This window comes from Clostridium vincentii (assembly GCF_002995745.1).
GTDB classification, from domain to species: Bacteria; Bacillota; Clostridia; order Clostridiales; family Clostridiaceae; genus Clostridium; species Clostridium vincentii.
The window spans coordinates 1-19,834 of the sequence record NZ_PVXQ01000035.1; the positions used below are offsets into that span (position 1 = coordinate 1).

The window sequence follows — 19,834 nt, forward strand, 5'->3', positions numbered from 1 at the left end:
TCGTTAGCCTAACAAGCAAATATCAAAAGATACATTAATTTCTAATGAACCGCCGTGTACCGAACGGTATGCACGGTGGTGTGAGAGGACGCTAAATAAAATAATTATTTAGCTCCTACTCGATTTCGTTTCAAAGTTTCATAAGATTTATTAGTAAGTTTCTCGCTAAATATCTCAATTTCTCCACTATTAGGTTTAACAAGATTTAGTATCATCTTCATAATTGTAGTTTTACCAGCCCCATTAGGACCTAAAAAGCCGTATATTTCTCCTTTTTTAATGTTCATACTTACATCAGTTATAGTTTCTTTATCTTTAAATATTTTAAATAGATTTGTTGTCCTTAATATATAATTCATATAGCACTCCTCTTTTCTTTATCTACTGTACTTTTATTCTATAAAATAGACTTTTCTTTTTTATTAACCAAATCTTACTAAATTCTTAAGTCAATATAGTTCGACTATTTACAATGGTAATTTCACTAGAATCTTGGAGATTATATACACTAAAAGAAGATGCTAATTAACTTGGCATCTTCTTCATATAACTAAACTAATATGTTATTCTCTTTATCTTAAAGCTAAAGCTAGTTTTTTCATAGGGTATGCTCTTAAGAGAAATTTTTCCGCCCATTTTTTCAACAAACCTTTTAGTGATTGTAAGTCCTAATCCACTTCCTTGATATAATTTATTTCTTGAGTCTTCAAGGGTATACATTCGCTCAAATACTTTTTCAATATTAATTTCATCAATACCTTTGCCTTTATCCCAAATCTCTACATAGGCAAAGTTATTATCATGACTTAATTTCAAGCCTATGTATTTGCCATCACTTCCATATTTAATAGCATTAGATAATAAGTTACTGATTATTCTGTCTAGAGCATCCAGATTACCAAGAGCATAAATAGTTACTTCAGGGATCTCGATATTCACTTCATAACCTTGTGCAGTCAAACTATCATAAAAGTCTAATATATTTTTTCTGCAAACTTCATTCATATTAACGCGTGTTATAGGAACATCCTTATCTCCTGATTCTATCTTAGCTAAATCAAAAAACTTATTAATAAGTTCAATCACTTCAAGGGTTTTATTATGAACTTTAAAAAGCAATCTTTCTCTTTCCTCAGTTGTCATATCCTTGTCCATTTTTACAGTTTCAATATACCCTAGTACTACTGTAAGTGGAGTTTTTAAATCATGAGAAATATTTGAAAGCATTTTACTCATAGATATTTCTTTTTTTCTATAATCTGCAAAGCTTTTTTGACTGTAATCTAAAATATTATTAATTGCTACAAGTAATTCTCTAAGATCTTTATCCTCAGTAGCAACTAAGAGCTTTTCATTAATATTTTCGCTTATAATTCTATTCAATCTGTTTTCAATATATTTTAAATTCTTACTTCTTTCTTTTTTTGATTTATACTGAAAAAGTATTATACAAGTTAAAAGAAGAATAACTATTAACAATAAAGTAGTCATTTAATTCCCCTCCAGCTTGTACCCAATACCCCATAGAGTCTTTATATATTGTGGATTTGATGGATCGTCTTCTATCTTTTCTCTTATTCTTCGCATGTGGACATTAATTACATTCTCATCACCATAGTACTCTTCTTTCCAAATAGAACTATAAATTTGAGCCTTTGTAAAAACTCTATTAGGATTATGTATAAACAATTTTAATATTTCAAACTCCTTAAGCGTAAGCTGTATAGTTTGACCATTTTTAATAACTAAAAAATTATCTAAATCAATAGTAAGGTTTCCAATTTTAACTGGTACTGCTTCGTCTTTTTTATCATTGTTAGAATATTTTGTTGCTCGTCTAATCCCTGCTTTAATTCTTGCAGAAATTTCAATCATTGAAAAAGGCTTAGAAATATAATCATCAGCCCCCAAACCTAATCCTATGGCTTTGTCGACATCACTATCTTTGGCAGACATAATTAAAATAGGTACTAAACTTTTCTCTCTAATTATTTTCATAGTTTCCATGCCATCTAACTTAGGCATCATCAAATCAAGAACGATTAAATCAAAATCGTTATTTAAATATTTAATAATTCCATCTTCACCATTAAAAGCAGTAGTTACTATAAAACCATCTTTTATTAAGTAATTTTTAACCATTTCACTAATGGCTATATCATCTTCAACTATTAAAACTTTATTATGCATACTTATAATACCTCTATTCCGAATTTGTAATATTTTATCCTAATTTTACCACAAAAAAATATAAAGTGTCGTCTTTAATTAAATTTAACATTCAAGGATTTTTTCATCTATAAATAAAAAAATCCTCGAATAAGATACTAATATCTTACTTGAGGATCTTTAGCTTAGATTTTTAACCAAATAAAGTTCTATCACTTAAATCGTCTTTAATATTAACTTTTTCAAATAATGCCATAAGCTTATCTGTATCTAATTCTTGTTTTTCTTTTCCATCAACATCTATTACTATTTCACCTCTATGCATCATGAAGAGCCTATTTCCTGACTCAATTGCATGCTTAAGGTTATGTGTAACCATTAATGTTGTTATTCCTCTTTCCTTAACAATCTTCCTAGTAATATTCATAATTTTTTCAGAAGTCTTAGGATCAAGAGCAGCTGTATGTTCATCTAGCAATAATAGTTTAGGATTTGACATTACAGCCATAAGTAATGTTAATGCCTGCCTTTGTCCTCCTGATAATAATTCTACTTTATTAAAAAGCTTATCTTCAAGTCCTAAATTAGCTTCTTTCAAGAGTTCTTTGTAATACTCTATTCTCTTTTTGTTTATGCCTAGTGTTAATCCGTATTTTTTACCCTTATTATCAGCAAGTGAAAGATTCTCCAATATGGTCATCTTAGGAGAAACCCCTTGGGATGGATTTTGAAATACTCTACCTATGTCACGAGATCTAGCAAATTCAGCCTTACTCGAAACATCTTGTCCATCAATAAGAATAACTCCGTCGTCCCCTTCTATCATTCCTGATATTATGTTTAACAAGGTGGATTTTCCAGCCCCATTAGATCCGATAATAGCTACGAAATCCCCTTTATGTACATGTAGTGAAATATTATCAAAAACTTTATTTTCATTAATGGTATTTGGATTAAAAACTTTAGATAGACCATCAACCTTTAACATCTTCCAAAACACCATCCTTTACTTTAGCTTTCTTCTTCATCTTGAAAATATTTGATTCACTGCATAATGCAACTACAATTACTACAGCAGTAAGTAAATTTAATAAGTTTGGACTTAACCCTAGCTTTAAAGCTAGTGAAATTGCCCCATAATAAATAATAGTACCTATTATAACTTGAGATGTTGATTTTATAAAAGATATTCTACCAATTAATGATGTACCTATTATTACACAAGCGAGGCCTTTAACAACTACGCCTGTCCCCATTCCAACATCAGCATAACCTTGATATTGTGCAGTTAAAGCTCCTGCTAAGGCAACTAAAGCATTACTAACCATTAAGCCTAATATTTTTATATTGCCTTTATTTACACCAAGGGATGTTACAACTTGTTCATTGTCCCCAACAGCAAATAAAAGAAAGCCTAATTTTGTTTTCATAAAAATATCTTGTAAAACCTTAAAAGCAACTAAAATAATAGCAGCAATTATTAAAGGTGATATATTCAATTTGAAAATATGTTCTGTATTAAATAAAGGTGTATTTGACTTACCCATTATTGTTAAGTTTATAGAATATAAACCCATCATAACTAATATTCCTGACATCAAATTAGTTATTTTTAATTTCACATGAAGAAAGGCTGTTAAAAAGCCCGCACCTGCTCCTCCAAGAAGGGCTACAAATGTAGCCACCCATGGATTCACACCATTTACTAATAAAATTGCAACAATACTTGCACCTAATGGATAGCTACCCTCAACTGACAAATCAGGAAAGTCTAATATCTTATATGTTATATAGACCCCCATTGCAACTAATCCAAATAAGGAAGCTTGTTCTAAAATGTTAACTACCAAGTCCACTAGTTTACGCCTCCAGTAACCTTCGTAGCTATCTTATCAATATCATCTGGAATTGTTATATTAAGTTTCTTTGCTACATCAGTGTTTATTGTTATTGCAAGTTCTGTCATTGCTTCTATTTCTATATCTGCTGGTTTAGTACCATCTAAAATTTCAGCTGCTTTATATCCTGCCATCTTACCTAATTCATAATAATCGATTCCTTTAGATACAAGGCCACCCTGTTCAACTACAGCTGGTTCTGCACCAATTATTGGTATATTATTAGTCACACAAAGATTGCCGACTAATGAATATGAGGCAGCTACATTATTATCAGTAGGTGCATATAATGCATCTATTGAACCAAGAGCACTTGAAAGATTTTGATTTATTTCATTAATATTAGCAATACCTATTTCCTTTATGGTTAGTCCATAATTAGGTGCTAAATCTTTTATTTCTTTAAGTTGATTTATTGAATTAATCTCAGATGTTGTATAAATAAATCCCATAGTCTTTGCATCAGGAACTAATTTCTTGAATAATTCTAATTGTTCAGCTATGCTTACCTTATCAGAAGTACCTGTTGTATTATATCCTGAACTTGTCCAATCCTTTGCAATTTCAGCGTCTACTGGATCAGTTACAGCTGTAAATACTATTGGAATATCCTTTGTAGCATTATATACCGCTTGTACTGCGGGAGTGGCAATTGCAAAAATTAAATCCTTTTTATTACTAACAAATTGACCTGCAATCTGATTTGTAACATCAATTTTACCATTAGCATTTTGTTGGTCAATTTTTATATTTTCACCTTCTTCATAGCCCTTTTCCTTAAGTCCAGCTATAAATCCTTCATTAGATTGATCTAATGCAGTATGTTGTACTAACTGTAGTATCCCAATTTCCTTTACTTCTTCTGTACTACTAGATCCACATCCTACAAGAGTTGATGCTGTTAAAATTCCTGCTAAAAGCATCCCTATTTTCTTTTTTCCTACCATATTACCGTCCTCCTATAAAGTTATAAATTAAAATTTCATAACTTATTCTATCATGATTTAATAAGCGTGTAAATAATTTCGAAGCTGTGTTTTCTAATCATTAGTTAACATTTATAAGTAGAGTAAATATCCATTATTTTTTAGCCATTCACTACCTACCTTATAAGTAGGTAAAATTTCACTTACTAAATTCCAATATTCTTTAGAATGATTTTTATGAATCATATGACACATCTCATGAACGACTACATATTCAAGAGATTCTTCACTTGCCATTATTAGTTTCCAATTTAGCATTAATTTATTGTCATAGCTACAGCTTCCCCATCTGCTTTTTTGTGTTTTTATCTTAATTTCCTTAGGTAAAATCCCAAATGTTCGTTTATATTTTTCTACCTTTTCATGTACTAGTTTTTCACAAATATCTCTAAACCACAATTCTAAAACCTTTTCAGTATTTTTCTCATCTTTAACATTAACATAAAAGGTATCTCCATTAAAATATATGAAATCTTTAGTTAAAAACCTCTGTATTATTACTTTATAATTATATGCAACGCCTAAATACAATATTTCATCTATCTTTAACTTTGTTCTACTCTTAACAAGCTCAACTTTATTTAAAATCCATTTTTCTTTACTCTTTATCATTTTATCAATTTCATCTTTTTTTGTCATGATTGGTAGTTTTAAAATTACACTTCCATCACTTTCTATTGATATCAGCATAGTCTTTCTCTTCATATAATAAATTTTAAAATCTATATTCTCCACAAAACACCTACTTTAGATAAATTATAGCATAAATAAAAGCATGGTTTGTTAAAACCATGCTTTTACTCTAAATGATAAAAAAATGTTTTTCTTGCCTCATCTAAGTGGGAAACAAAAAGTAAATATGGGTTAATTTACTTTTGAGGCAAGAGGTTAATTTCTATAAACTTATTATATAATTTTAATAAAATATATAAAAGATATATTAAGTCCTTTTTTTAAGAGACTTTAGTCCCTATTTAAGATATTTTATTGTTCTTTTCTTCAAAATATTCCTTTGCCTTATTATTTATTGCAAATAAAGTCGCATGAACTCTATCCTTAACTTTAATCTTTCTAAATAGACTAGTAACATAATTTTTGACAGTCTTTTCCGATAAAAATAAAGATTCTCCTATTTGCTTGTTTTTCATTCCCTCTGAAATTTTAATTAGTATACTTAACTCTCTTGGGGATAAACTGCTTAATTCATCTTCATCTTTAACTAAATAATTTTCTCTAAAAACTGTTTCTAATAAAGTTTTATCAATATACTTTTTATCCTCATACACCGATGTAATAGCATTAGTAATTTCATTGCCAGCAGATTCTTTCAAGACATATCCATCAGCACCAAAGTCTAAAGCTTCTTTTATTTTTCTTTTTTGTTTTTCCACTGTTAGCATTATTACTTTAACGCTTGGCCATGTTGATTTAATCATTTTTAGAGCTTGTATACCATCCACCTTCTCCATATTCATATCTAACAATACAATATTAGGTAGACATTTCTCCATCTTTAAAATTAAATCACTTCCACTATCACTTTCAATTACTATCTGTAAATTTTTTTCATAACTTAGTATCCTAATTAGCCCCTCCCTAATTAGAGCATGATCATCAGCTATTGCTAATTTTATCAAAATTGTCTCTCCTCCTAATCCTAGGCAATTTAATCATATAAATTGTCCCATTATCTAGTCTAGATTCAACCGTAATGGTGCCACCAAGTTCATCTAATCTTTCATATATTCCAAGTATTCCATACTTTTTATTATTACATCTAGAATTATCTATTATTTCTTCAGTATTAAACCCGATACCATCATCCTTAACTTTTATAAAAATATAATCCATGCCTACCTCTAAATTAAGTGAGGCATTATGAGCCTTAGAATGCTTTTTAATGTTATTTAAAAGTTCTTGGATAATCCTATACATAGCCGTCTCAATAGTTTTATCAATTAGGCAACTTTCATTTTCAAACCTAACTTTAAGATTCACGTCACACTCTTCCAAAAAAACATCTTTTAGATCATCAATAGCTTCTTTAAGTGTGATACCATCAAAGAAGGGTGGTCTTAAATTACATATTATCCCTCTAACTTCTTTCAAAGTTTTAGTTATATTGCCTTTCACATCATCTAGTTCTATAAGACCTTTCTGCAAATTATCCTTCAATCTAGCTTTGCAAAAATCTATTCTCATTAAAGTGCTAGCTAAATATTGCGCTGGCCCATCATGAATTTCTCTAGCAATTTTATTTCTTTCCTTTTCTTGAATCTCAACTATTTTAATTCCTAAAGAAAATTTGTTGTCTCCCTCTAAATTTTCCAAATTATCATATACTTCTCCAGTTAAATATTTCATAGCTACGCTCACTTGTCCAACAACAGAATCAGCTTGCTCAATATTAGCTAAGTATTTTTTTATTGAACGTTGAAGTACTTCTCTTTGATTTTGAAGACTTTTTTCTTCCTTCTGCATTGTTATATATTCAACTCTTACATTTAAAGCTTTTTCGTAAATATTCTCCATATCTTTGTCTTTGCCATTAAAATCTATTGAGCTATCTGCAAGTTTTTTTCTCATGTTTTTATCTATCTTTTCAAGTCTAGTAACTTCGTCAATCACAAATTCTATTTCATTTTGTATATTTACTAATTCAATCTTTTTCTTTTCAAATTCTAGTCTTAAACTGTCAGCAATATTTGAAATCTTATCTTTCCCTTTATCAAGATCATTAATAACAATAGATAATATATTATTAATATCCTTAATTCCTTTTATTTCTCTAACATCTTCTATCATGTAACACCAACCAATTATGTGATTTTTTTTATTTATTGAAATTATACCATACTGATTTGTTTATTAGCAATATTAACAGAGGTGTGTCCTTAAAGCTAGGTCACTTTTCATACTACTTATCAAATTTAGTTGTATTTACAATATTATGTGAATATCATTAATTAGATTCATTATTTGAGGAGCTATTCATTTATGTATAAGTCTATAAATGTTGAGGAACTATATCCTCAATTAAATCCTAAAATAAAAGAAGAAATTCAAGAAGTATATAGAGCTAAAGCAAAATATGAGTTTCTAGCAATGGTATCAGTGATACTCTATTCTATAATAGGTTTAATATTTATTTACATGTTTAGAAATATCATTTTCAAAAAACATTACTTCTTTAATTTAAATTCACTTTTTAATTTTTGTAAGATTATTATTATTATAGGAGGTGCGCTTTTTATCGTTTCTTCTATAAATAATATACCAAAAAATGCTTATAAAAAAGCTGTAATTTCCCTAACAAAGCTATTTATTATGGATATATGTGATTGCACATCAACTTGTCATTGTAGAAATTTAGTAATTTCAGATCTTCACAAACATGGTATTAACTTACTCTCTTAAAATATATTTAGATACAACAATCAGTATCTAAATGTCAACTTTGCTTAATCATGCTAATTTGTGTTATAATATACTTATATACATTTTTGGAGGTGCTTTTTTGTTAAATATTGGAGATCAAATTGTTTATCCTAACCAAGGAGTTGGTGTGATTCATGTTATAGAGGAAAAGGAATTTAAAGGGGAAATGCAACAATATTATAATATACATTTGTTAAATAACTCATTAAAACTTATGATTCCTTTTAACCGTCTAGCTGATTCTAATATCAGACTTCTTAGTAATGATTTAGATTTAGATACAGTTCTTCACGATACTAAAGATTGTATTTTAAATTATGAAGAAGTTACAATTACAAACTGTAAAGAAAGAATCGCAAATAATACAATTAAGGTTAAAACAGGAACTTTAAAGGATAGTGTAGAAGTATATTTCAATCTTTCACAAGTAAAAAAACAACATCCACTTAATACTAGTGAAAACCAAATGCTTAACACAACTAAAAAGGTTCTTATTGAAGAAATTAGCCTTGTAAAAAACATTACACGTCTTGAAGCAACTGATTTATTAGAAAATACTTTACCAATATAACTCAGTATTAAATATCAAGCAGCAGTTAGATTAATAATCTAATTGCTGTTTTTTTTATTATAGCACTATTACCAGTTAATGCTATAATAATTTTATCATAAAATAAAAGGAGACTATATCATGAAATGTATTGGCATTATTAGCCTATCCAATGGTATACCCACTAAAAACAAATATATTATAGAAGAATTAGAATTACTCCTGAAATCAATTAATATCAAAATAATAAAAGCTTCAACTATTTTTGCTGTAGTTGGTTCCTCTTACGGGACTGGACAAGAACGTGGACAGGAACTTATGAAACTTTATAACAACCCCACTATAGATGGAATCTTCGATGTTTCTGGAGGAGATCTAGCAAATGAAGTTTTAAATTATATTGATTTCAGTGTAATAAAGAGAAATCCTAAACCCTTTTTTGGCTACAGTGATTTATCAGTAATATTAAATAGTATTTATTCGCAAACAAATGTACTAACTTACCTTTATCAAATCAGAAATATTGTTTTAGACAAGACCTCTACTTCCTTAAATAAATTTAAAGATTTTATAATCAATAATAATAAAGAGTTGTTTAAATTTAATTATAAATGGATTAGAGGAAATCATATGGAAGGGATTTTAATTGGAGGAAATCTGAGGTGCACTTTAAAACTCTCAGGTACAAAATACATGCCGGACTTTAAGAATAAAATTATTCTTATTGAAAGTTTAGGTGGTGACGTTTCTAAAATAATTACATATTTAACTCAATATAAACAAATAGGAGCTTTTGATGAAGCTAATGGTATTATTCTTGGAACTTTTACAGAGATGGAGGAAAAGGCTTTATCACCTAGTGTTGAAGACTTAGTATTGAGCATTGTAGATAATCCTAATTTGCCTATAATTAAGACGTCAGAAATAGGCCATAGTAATACTTCTAAAGGTGCTGTTATAGGTAAATATTATTCTTTTGATAAGTAAAAAAGGCTGTTACAAAATAGATATTATTTTCTATTTTGTAACAGCTTATTGTTTTCCTTTAGAATAAAATCTAAATTCTTATAAAGAATATTGTCATCTGTACCCTCTTCACAACTCCAAAAAGATTTTTTCTTTAAAGCTTCCCTATTAAAACAATTTATATAATCCGTAGACTTCCTATCTACAGCTTTTATAATTTCATTTAAATTAGACCTCTTCCAATCTAAATAATCTTTATTTACCATATTTAAGACTTGTATTCTTGTAGAATTCATAAATTTAGGACCTGATAAATCTTTCTCTAGTCTATTTACTGTGCTCTGATTTTGTCCTCCATCTAATATACAAAAATATCCATAGTCCATTGGACTTCTTATTAATCTTCCGTAAGCTTGTTTTAACTTAATACAAACTTGAGGATAATTAACATCCATATAATATTTATTTTCATAGGCTGTAATCGCCTTAAGTAGAGGATCTTCTATGCTTTTATTTGGTAATTTATCTATCATAACACAGGTTAATCCATCGCCTGGCACATCAATTCCTTCAAAAAAGCCCTTACTACCTAAAATAATAACTTGCCTATTTTTATCACTTAAAAGTTTTATAGATTTTTTGTCGATATGAACCTCAAGTCTAGTCCCTCGAGTTAACTCTACAAGCTCTTTTTCAACTGCTTTGCGTCTTAAGTTATTAGTAAATAAAACAAGCATATGACCCTGCAATTTATTTCCCATATCAAAAATAAACTTGGCTACATTAGTTATAAATTCCGAACTATTATATCTACCAATATCTCGAAGCACATTTATTTTAGTCCTATCTTTCAAATTAAATGTATGTGGAACTATTACTTCCTTAGCACCTCTTTGACCTAAAATATCTTTAATTCTTCCAAAGGAACTATTTATCCTCATTGTTGCTGAAAGAAATGTAGTACTCTTTACATCTTTTAAGATATATTCATTTACAAGATCATCAATATTTAAAGGAATATTTTTAAACATAAAATAGCTATAATCCTTAGCTATCTCTATAACCTTTGCATGACTCTTTATCTCCTTTGGATCCTCTAGAAACATATCTATAACATCAAATGCTGCCTTTAATTTCATTACATAATTATATATTGCGATGTATTCTTTATCATCCGTTCCCTCTTCACCATCAAGAGTAATACTATTAATATAATTATAAATAAGTCTGTATAGGCCGTAAATTTTCTCTTTCACCAAAGAAATATAGTCTTCAAGAGATCTTATTTTTTCCTTTAGAATTTCTTGAGGTAAAAAGAATTCGCTTTTAAAATTATAATCACCACCAGATAATTTAAGCTCAACGCATTTGTTTAATAAAATTGCCATAGATGTTCCTATTTCACTAACCCAGTATTTCAGTTTATCAAGTTCAATAGTTTCTCTGAAGCCATTACTTCCATTAAGTGTAGTTAATTGTCTATAAATAGTAGGCTCCTTCTCAGAAATATTCTTTAAAAATTCAAAGAAATCATCTGATTTAAACTCTTCAGAGAAAAATTCATAACACTTTTCCATTAAGTTATGAGCTTCATCAATAATTAAATGGGTAATTTTCTTCTTTTCTCCATAGGGCCAACTTGCAAGTAAGGAGTGATTTATTACCGTAATATTTTCAAGAGGTAAATCGTTGTATCGTGTCTTTAAATAACATTTTTTATAACATCTCTCAAGATTACACTCCTCGCTATCACAAACAATATCGCGTAAATAATCCTCTAATTCAAAATGTTTATATGCCCAGTAGCTAATGTTTTCTACATCTCCATATTCTCCATCCTTACAGAGTCTTTTGAGAAATATTTCAGCTAGAATACTAATTAGAGCTCCATTAAAGATTTGACATTTTATAAGTCTATCTGTACATATGTAATTGCTTTTACCTTTTATTGCACCATAATTTAATTTTGTGTCTAATCCTAGTTTAGATAATATGTTTGGAATATCACGTGTTATAAGCTGATTTTGAAGTTCTTTTGTATCTGTAGATATTATAAAAGAAGCATCTTGAACCTTATTTTTATTCTTATTTATATATGATTTTATAGCTGCAATTAAAACATAAGCAAAGGTCTTTCCACTTCCTGTAGGAGCTTCTATGAAGATTTTACCCTCACTTTCGATATTTTCTCTTATTTTCTCTGTGAAATACCTTTGTTCCTCCCGATAGTCATAACCAAAATCTCCTCCATTATTCCATACATCTTTTCTTTTTAAGAGGTTTTCCTGTTCTTCATAAGGAATATGTATTTTTTTCAGTTTTGGTTTTATATCTTTATTTTCTTCATAAGATACATAAGTATAGTTTTCACAAGTAAAAAGCATAGGTCTGTCTAAGTACTTAGTCCAAGACCATCTTGTTTTTAGTCCGAATTGTCCTATTAATAAACTATATAAGGAGGCTTTTTTCTTATTATTGTTATCTTCATCCCTACTAAATTGTCTACACAATAGTGCATTTACAGCCTTCATAGTATCAAAAGAATCCTCTAAAGCTCTATGACTTTCAGCTTTATCTAAATCTGTTATCTTCTTTAAAAGGGCTTCTAAATTAGATTCTCCCCTCCAGGGCTCAAGAATAGCTGCTAGTTCCATAGAATCTAATATTTCATTTTTCATCTCTTTAATATGTTCTCTTAGAAATTTTCTCTCAAAACCTCCATTGTGGCAGATTAAAGGATAATCTTCAACAAAGCTTAAAAGGTCATTTTTTATATCCTGCAAACTTGGTGCAGTTTTTAAATCCACTTCTAAAAGCCCGCTACAAAGTTCATATATACTACTTGGAACTCTCCCAAATGGTTTTATTAATGTCTTATAGGTTGTAATTACTGAATCCTTAACCTTTACAGCACCTATTTCTATTATTTCACTACTTAATTCATCTAACCCAGTAGTCTCTATATCTAAATATATAACATTATTTAAAATGCTTTGTTCTATTAAACTCATAGAATTACCCCTAAACTTCAATTATAATAATATCTAATTATATCATACATACCAATTAACATATAAAAAAAGGATATCTTAAATTTAAGATATCCTTATAAAACTCTTATATCAAATTTTTAGTCTGTCGAGCAATAACTAATTCTTCATTAGTTGGGATTACAAAGATCTTAACCTTTGAGTCATCTGTCGAAATTTCTCTAAGCTCTCCATAGACATTATTTTTTTCATAATCAATCTTAATGCCTAAAAATTCTAAACCAGCTAAACTTCTAATCCTAGTATTAGGTCCATTTTCTCCAACACCTGCAGTAAATACTATAGCATCAATTCCACCCATGGCGGCTATATAAGATCCTATTTCCTTTTTTATTTTATAAGAGTAAACAGCTAAAGCAATCTTAGCTCTTTCGTCCCCATTCTCTGCTGCCGTTTCTATATCTCTAAAATCTGAGCTTACACCTGATAAACCTAAAACTCCTGATTTTTTATTTAATAACTCATTTACCTCATCTGCTGTATACTTTAATTCGGTCATTAAATATTGTGGAATTGCAGGATCAATACTGCCTGATCTTGTCCCCATAACTAACCCATCAAGAGGGGTAAACCCCATAGTTGTATCAAATGATTTGCCGTTTTTTACAGCGCATAATGATGCGCCATTGCCTAAATGACAAGTAATTATTTTTAAAGTTCCAATATTCTTTTCCATTATCTCAGCACATTTCTGAGCTACATACATATGGGATGTTCCATGAAAGCCATATTTTCTTATACCATTATTTTTATATAATTCATATGGAATAGCATATAAAAATGCTGTTTCATCCATTGTCTGATGGAATGCTGTATCAAAAACTGCAACCATTGGCGTATCTTTCATAAATTCTTCACATGCCTCTATGCCTATCATATTTGGCGGATTATGCAGTGGTGCAACTTTATAGCATTTTTTAATATATGCTTTAACATTATCATCAATTAATACTGCATCAGAATATTTTTCTCCACCATGAACAACTCTATGGCCTACAGCGATGATTTCTTCCATGGATTTAATCACACCGTTTTCAGGACTAACAAGAACTTCAAGAGTTAAGGCAATTGCGTCTTTATGATTCCTCATTTGTTTATTTAGTATATATTTTTCTCTGCCATCAACCTTTTGAGTAAGATTAGAGCCTTCTATTCCAATCCTTTCAATTGACCCCTGTGCTAATATACTCTCATTATACATATCAATAAGTTGATATTTTAAAGATGAACTCCCGCAATTTATAACTAAAATTTTCATTAATAATTCCTCCAATTCAAAAAATATAATTCAATATCATTCTTGACAACATTTCATATTAAAATACATATTTAATCGCTTTCTATATTTAAGACAAAAATAATGGCCTAGTTTAACCTAGGTCATTACTAATTTAAAAGCGAATTAATTTCATTATTCTTTTATAACATAATGTATTTCTACAATGGAAGGGATCTATGACCAATTCCAATAACAACCTCATCTAAGTGTAGAAGACCTATACTTAGAAAAATACAAACTGAAACATGTTCCCCCATTCTAGCCACTCCAATTTTACCACCTACATTTTGTCCATTAGCTCTATTGCATACCTGCATTAAAGCATCACGTGTCGCCCCTATAACAGCTCCCTCATGTAAATGTTCTTCCCTTATCAAGCCATTTCTTTTAGATGCAACTAATGCACTCTCTAATATCTTATGAATTGATTCAGTTATATTTCCTCCGATATTTACAGCAGTAACTTTTGCTCCAAGTTTGCTATATTTATCCTTTAAAATATCTTCTTCATCTCTACTTGAGATAGCCATCCTTGTAGCTAATTTTGCTACTTTTGTACTTGTTTCATTGCTCATATAGTATCTCCCTTCTATAAAAATCAAGAATTTATAATGATGTAAGTGAAAATACTATATGCTCTTCAGCAGCTAGCAAAAAGTATTTTTTATCCTTAATTTCAACATCAATTAAATCTGCCCTAACTTCTTCTACATACTTGTTTAGCATTACCCCTAGTGCGAAAATAATCTTTTTTTCCTTCTTTAGGAAGTATTTAAAGTATTTTCTCTCATCTAAAATATTAAATACTTCAGATAATTCCTCAGAAAAATTCTCAGGATCTTTAACAATCATGTTTGATAACCCAATTAGAGGATATGCTTTAATTGGTACAGCAAACATTTCACTCCTTACATTACATAAAATACTTAACGCCTTCTCTACCTTTTCATTTATGTCCTTATGTTGCATTACCAAAGCTAAGGCTAATGCTGAAGAATCACAGACATCCGAAATCTTCGCTTCATCTATCCTACCTTTAATTAATTTAAACTCTTCTATAATATTATCGGTAGACTTGCTAGTAACAGCTAAATTAGCATAACCTACATAATCATCTCCTGACAGAGAATTTCTTATTTCTATAAGCTTGTGTATCCTATCACTAAGTTCTTGACCACTATAACGTCTAGCCACAATAAAAGAAGCAAATGCTAATTTATCACCTTTTTCAAAATCTTTTGAAATTAAGTGTTCATAAGCTGAATTTGCGGACTGGAATATTTGATTGAAATCCTTATTTTCTTCCATTAATAAAGTGAAAATATTAATTGACAGATTAGTAAAGTGAGATTTACTTTTCTTTAAATGTTTTCTCATTTTCTTAATTTTCTCAAAATCAAATTCCTGATCTATTCTATCATATAAAAGACCCTCTAAAAAGTTTACTGTTTTCCCATCCCATCTAAAGATTCTCTTAATTTCTCTATCATTATCAGAAAGTAAATTGACCTTATTTCTCATATCAATATCAATGTCCATACCATCATCCTTTATTTTAATAATTATACTTTAATGATACCATAGATTCATTCTATTTTGGATAGTTAATTTCTTTTTTTAATTCTTGAATCTTATCATATTGTTGGTAGTCAAAAATTACATAAGCTGAAAATCCAATTAAAACAGTCACTAAAGGATATGAGACAATTAGAGCAATGAAATATGGTTTTGTTAAATATACAATACCACCTATTATCAATGATACTCCAGCTATTGGAACATATGGAGTTTTGTTGCTCTCTTTTTTTAAATAGTGTTTAATAAATTTCTTTGGGGCTCTTATTCTAGCAATAATAAACGCTAATAATGAAAAGGAAACTAGATATATAAGACTAATCAAACAATTTACATCAGTCCATCCAAGCAAAGCAATTTCGAACATAAATATACTCGCATATAGAAGAACAACTAATAAAATGAAATTAGAATTAATATATTTATAAAAAAGTTTTTCATCCTTAAAGTTATTATTTTTAGCTTTCTTAAACAATACAATATTACAAATTACAGAAATAGCTATAGGTATTAAATATAAAGCTCTAATCCCTAAAGAAATCCATGAACATTGTAAAATAAATAATATTATCCCAATATCAATAAAATAGAAAATATATCCTGGCTTTTTTAATTTTGGAATTCCATGCAATTTAAATTCTAGATTTTTATCATATTCTGTTATGATATGTTCTATACTCCCTCTATCCTTTGGATAATTAACATTCTTAAAAATACTCTTTAATACCATAATTTTCTCCGCCAATCTTTAATATCATTTAATTTATTAAAATCATACTAATCGCAAAAAAATCCCTCTTAATATAATATATTAAGGGGGACAATCACAAAATATCTATTTACTAAACTTACCCATATTTCTAAACTTCTCATATCTTTCTTTAGTTAGTTTATCTATAGGCTTTTCTTTTAAATCAAGTAATTCTTCTAAAAGTTCAGTTTTTAATGAAGCTGCCATTCTAAGTGGATTCTTATGAGCTCCCCCATGAGGTTCCTTTATTATTTTATCAATTATATTGAAACCTATTAGGTCCTGAGCAGTTATTTTCATAACCTGTGCAGCCTCCATAGCTTTACTTCCATCTTTCCACAATATAGATGCAAAACCTTCAGGTGATAAAATTGAATATATAGAATGCTCTAACATAAGAACTCTATCTGCAACAGCTAAAGCTAAGGCACCACCGCTTCCGCCTTCTCCCATAAGAACTGAGATAATAGGAGTTTTTAATCTACTCATTTCTAAAAGATTTTTTGCAATGGCTTCACCTTGACCTCGCTCTTCTGCATCTATTCCGCAAAAAGCTCCAGGAGTATCAATAAAACAAATTACAGGACGATTAAATTTTTCTGCCTGCTTCATAAGTCTTAAAGCTTTTCTATACCCTTCTGGCTTTGGCATTCCAAAATTTCTTTCAATATTTTCTTTTGTATTTGCACCCTTAGTTATTGATATAACTGTAACAGGTTCATGTCCAAGTAAGCCAACTCCACTGATTATTGCTTTATCATCACCAAATAATCTATCTCCATGAAGTTCAATAAAATTTGTGAATATATTTTCTATATAAAATATACCAGTAGGCCTATCCTTATGCCTTGCTGTAATAACTTTATCCCAAGAGGACATGCTTTTAACTTTATCCCATGGTGATATGGTCTTTACCTTATCCCAAGGAGATATAGGTTTTATCGTATCTTTACTCATAATGTTTCACCTCATGAATAGCAAGAATTTTATATATACTCTCTCTTAGCTTTTTTCTATCTACTATTGCATCTATAAAACCCTTTTCCAATAAAAATTCTGCACTTTGAAAATTTTCTGGTAAAGTTTCTTTAATAGTATTTTCTATTACGCGTCTGCCAGCAAAGCCAACTAGAGCCTCAGGTTCGCTTAGGATAATATCACCCTCCATAGCAAAGGAAGCTGTGACTCCACCGGTTGTAGGGTTTGTGAGTACAGCTATATACAAAAGCCCAGCATCATCATGTTGCCCAATTGCCGCACTTATCTTTGCCATTTGCATAAGCGAGAAGATACCTTCCTGCATTCTAGCTCCCCCTGATGTTGTAAAAATAATAAGAGGTAATCTTTCAACTACAGCCTTCTCTACAATAGCGGTTATTCTTTCGCCTACAGCAGATCCCATACTTCCCATCATAAAATAACTATCCATAACTGCTGCTGCAACCTTAATACCATTTACAGAAGCAATTCCTGTTACAACAGCTTCACTACTATCTGTAGAATGGATACTTTTACTAAGTTTATCTTCATAACCTTCAAATGAAAGAGGATTAACTGTTCTTATATTTTCTCCAAAGTATCTAAAGCTATCCTTATCAAAGAAAAGGTCTATTCTATCTTTAGCTTTAAGTCTCAGATGATTATTACAACTAGGACAAACATAATAGTTGCTAACTAAATCTTGGTTATAAATACTGAGTCCACATTTATCACATTTAACCCAAAGTCCTGAAGGAATTGTTGGCTTAACTTCAGGGCTATTAGGATTTTCTGATCTTACAGTACCATAATGATTTTTTTTAAATAAATCTTTAAGCATTATTCTTCACCTTCATTTCTCCTAAGAAAGAAGTGTCGTATTCTCCTTTTAAAAACTCTTCAGTTTCTAATATTGAATACTGATAATCTATATTGGTCTTAACTCCACCAATAGCAAATTCACCAAGAGCTCTCTTCATTTTAATAATAGCTTCATTTCTATCTTTTCCAAAAGAAATCAATTTAGCAATCATAGAGTCATAGCAATGCGGAATCTTATATCCACAATAAATTGCGGAATCTATTCTTATACCCATTCCCCCTGGAACATGTAATTCAGTAATTTTCCCTGGGCAAGGCATAAACTCTTTAGTTGGGTCCTCTGCATTTATTCTACATTCAATAGCATGACCTTTTAAGACTATATCCTTCTGCTTAATTAAAAGCGTCTCTCCAGATGCTATTTTTAATTGTTCCCTTACTATATCTATTCCTGTGATCATTTCTGTTATTGGATGTTCCACTTGAATTCTTGTATTCATTTCCATGAAATAATAATTACAATCCTTATCAACTAAAAATTCAATTGTTCCTGCGTTTTCATAATGACAAGCCTTAGCAGCTTTTTTCGCAATTTCACCCATCTCACGCCTTAACTTTTCAGTTAAGAATGTTGATGGAGCTTCTTCAAGTACTTTTTGATTTTTTCTTTGAAGAGAACATTCCCTCTCTCCAAGATGAATTACATTTCCATAACTATCTGCTAAGATCTGAAATTCAATATGTCTTGGCCTTTGTACAAACTTCTCAATATATAAAGTATCATCACCAAAGCAAGCTTTTGCCTCAGCCTTAGCAGTATTAAATCCAACTCTAAATTCCTTTTCATTAAAGGCTACTCTAATACCCTTACCTCCGCCACCCGCGGAAGCCTTAATCATAACAGGATATCCAATATCTTTTGCTATTCTTATTCCATGATCTTCATTATAAATAGTTCCTTCAAAGCCTGGTACCACTGGTACACCTGCTTCTTTCATAAGTTTTCTAGCTTCTGCTTTATTTCCCATAAGCTCAATTGATGTATAATCAGGACCTATAAATTTTATATTACATTCCTTACACATCTTAGCAAACTTAGCATTTTCAGATAAGAATCCAAAACCTGGATGTATTGCATCCGCACCAGTTAAAACACAAGCACTTATTATATTAGTTGTATTTAAATAACTATCCTGAGACTTTGCAGGTCCAATACATACTGCTTCATCTGCAAGCTGAGTATGAAGTGCTTCCTTATCAATATCAGAATATACTGCAACAGTTAAAATTCCAGCTTCGCGACAAGCTCTAATAATTCTGACAGCTATTTCTCCTCTATTTGCAATTAGTACCTTTTTAAACATATCAATCA

The 19,834-nt window shown here is 29.7% G+C and carries 20 protein-coding genes; 3 read left to right on the forward strand and 17 right to left on the reverse strand.

The window, feature by feature from the left end; genetic code table 11:
- Positions 1-104 precede the first annotated feature (104 nt).
- The 9 genes from CLVI_RS13400 to CLVI_RS13440 all read right to left on the reverse strand — a co-directional run bounded on the left by CLVI_RS13400 (position 105) and on the right by CLVI_RS13440 (position 7,858).
- Positions 105-359: an ATP-binding cassette domain-containing protein gene (locus CLVI_RS13400; protein ID WP_106060633.1), complete on the reverse strand. Its 255-nt coding sequence runs from the start codon at positions 357-359 to the stop codon at positions 105-107.
- A 196-nt stretch (positions 360-555) separates the two neighbouring features.
- Complete coding sequence (locus tag CLVI_RS13405) at positions 556-1,491, reverse strand: sensor histidine kinase (RefSeq protein WP_106060634.1); 936 nt, start codon at positions 1,489-1,491, stop codon at positions 556-558.
- Positions 1,492-2,190 carry a response regulator transcription factor gene (locus CLVI_RS13410; protein WP_106060635.1) on the reverse strand — a complete coding sequence of 233 codons (699 nt, stop codon included), beginning with the start codon at positions 2,188-2,190 and terminating at the stop codon, positions 1,492-1,494.
- Between the two features lie 172 nt (positions 2,191-2,362).
- On the reverse strand, positions 2,363-3,157 hold the full coding sequence (locus CLVI_RS13415; RefSeq protein WP_106060636.1) for an ABC transporter ATP-binding protein: 795 nt from the start codon (positions 3,155-3,157) through the stop codon (positions 2,363-2,365).
- Positions 3,144-4,025, reverse strand: coding sequence for an ABC transporter permease (locus CLVI_RS13420; RefSeq protein WP_106060637.1), 882 nt, complete (start codon positions 4,023-4,025; stop codon positions 3,144-3,146). The genes CLVI_RS13415 and CLVI_RS13420 overlap by 14 nt, the downstream gene beginning before the upstream one ends.
- Complete coding sequence (locus CLVI_RS13425; protein WP_106060638.1) at positions 4,025-5,014, reverse strand: ABC transporter substrate-binding protein; 990 nt, start codon at positions 5,012-5,014, stop codon at positions 4,025-4,027. The genes CLVI_RS13420 and CLVI_RS13425 overlap by 1 nt, the downstream gene beginning before the upstream one ends.
- 111 nt (positions 5,015-5,125) lie before the next feature.
- Positions 5,126-5,758: a M48 family metallopeptidase gene (locus tag CLVI_RS13430; protein ID WP_146127336.1), complete on the reverse strand. Its 633-nt coding sequence runs from the start codon at positions 5,756-5,758 to the stop codon at positions 5,126-5,128.
- Between the two features lie 269 nt (positions 5,759-6,027).
- A complete protein-coding gene (locus tag CLVI_RS13435) occupies positions 6,028-6,690 on the reverse strand; it encodes a response regulator (RefSeq protein WP_242980698.1) in 663 nt (220 codons plus the stop codon).
- A complete protein-coding gene (locus CLVI_RS13440; RefSeq protein ID WP_106060641.1) occupies positions 6,668-7,858 on the reverse strand; it encodes a sensor histidine kinase in 1,191 nt (396 codons plus the stop codon). Before CLVI_RS13440 ends, CLVI_RS13435 begins: the two co-directional genes overlap by 23 nt.
- A gap of 192 nt (positions 7,859-8,050) precedes the next feature.
- On the opposite strand from CLVI_RS13440, the gene CLVI_RS13445 reads away from it, so the two are divergent.
- From CLVI_RS13445 to CLVI_RS13455, 3 genes are all read left to right on the forward strand, one after another.
- Positions 8,051-8,470, forward strand: coding sequence for a hypothetical protein (locus CLVI_RS13445; protein WP_106060642.1), 420 nt, complete (start codon positions 8,051-8,053; stop codon positions 8,468-8,470).
- A 100-nt stretch (positions 8,471-8,570) separates the two neighbouring features.
- Positions 8,571-9,062 (forward strand): CarD family transcriptional regulator, encoded by a 492-nt coding sequence (locus CLVI_RS13450; RefSeq protein ID WP_106060643.1) that lies wholly within the window; start codon positions 8,571-8,573, stop codon positions 9,060-9,062.
- Between the two features lie 120 nt (positions 9,063-9,182).
- Entirely contained in the window at positions 9,183-10,028 is an 846-nt protein-coding gene (locus CLVI_RS13455) for a S66 family peptidase (protein WP_106060644.1), read from the forward strand.
- Positions 10,029-10,051: 23 nt separating this feature from the next.
- On the opposite strand, the gene CLVI_RS13460 is transcribed toward CLVI_RS13455, so the two are convergent.
- From CLVI_RS13460 to CLVI_RS13495, 8 genes are all read right to left on the reverse strand, one after another.
- A complete protein-coding gene (locus CLVI_RS13460) occupies positions 10,052-13,018 on the reverse strand; it encodes a helicase C-terminal domain-containing protein (protein ID WP_106060645.1) in 2,967 nt (988 codons plus the stop codon).
- Positions 13,019-13,124: 106 nt separating this feature from the next.
- The gene (locus tag CLVI_RS13465) at positions 13,125-14,315 is read right to left on the reverse strand and encodes an acetate/propionate family kinase (protein WP_106060646.1); all 1,191 of its coding nucleotides are present in this window, start codon (positions 14,313-14,315) and stop codon (positions 13,125-13,127) included.
- Between the two features lie 179 nt (positions 14,316-14,494).
- Positions 14,495-14,911 carry a HutP family protein gene (locus CLVI_RS13470; protein ID WP_106060647.1) on the reverse strand — a complete coding sequence of 139 codons (417 nt, stop codon included), beginning with the start codon at positions 14,909-14,911 and terminating at the stop codon, positions 14,495-14,497.
- A gap of 31 nt (positions 14,912-14,942) precedes the next feature.
- Positions 14,943-15,875, reverse strand: coding sequence for a DUF4003 family protein (locus tag CLVI_RS13475; RefSeq protein ID WP_106060648.1), 933 nt, complete (start codon positions 15,873-15,875; stop codon positions 14,943-14,945).
- A gap of 52 nt (positions 15,876-15,927) precedes the next feature.
- On the reverse strand, positions 15,928-16,641 hold the full coding sequence (locus CLVI_RS13480; RefSeq protein ID WP_106060649.1) for a hypothetical protein: 714 nt from the start codon (positions 16,639-16,641) through the stop codon (positions 15,928-15,930).
- Between the two features lie 105 nt (positions 16,642-16,746).
- The gene (locus CLVI_RS13485) at positions 16,747-17,541 is read right to left on the reverse strand and encodes an acetyl-CoA carboxylase carboxyltransferase subunit alpha (RefSeq protein WP_106060671.1); all 795 of its coding nucleotides are present in this window, start codon (positions 17,539-17,541) and stop codon (positions 16,747-16,749) included.
- Between the two features lie 70 nt (positions 17,542-17,611).
- Complete coding sequence (accD, locus tag CLVI_RS13490; RefSeq protein WP_106060650.1) at positions 17,612-18,481, reverse strand: acetyl-CoA carboxylase, carboxyltransferase subunit beta; 870 nt, start codon at positions 18,479-18,481, stop codon at positions 17,612-17,614.
- Positions 18,474-19,826 carry an acetyl-CoA carboxylase biotin carboxylase subunit gene (locus tag CLVI_RS13495; RefSeq protein ID WP_106060651.1) on the reverse strand — a complete coding sequence of 451 codons (1,353 nt, stop codon included), beginning with the start codon at positions 19,824-19,826 and terminating at the stop codon, positions 18,474-18,476. The genes accD and CLVI_RS13495 overlap by 8 nt, the downstream gene beginning before the upstream one ends.
- Between the last annotated feature and the right edge of the window lie 8 nt (positions 19,827-19,834).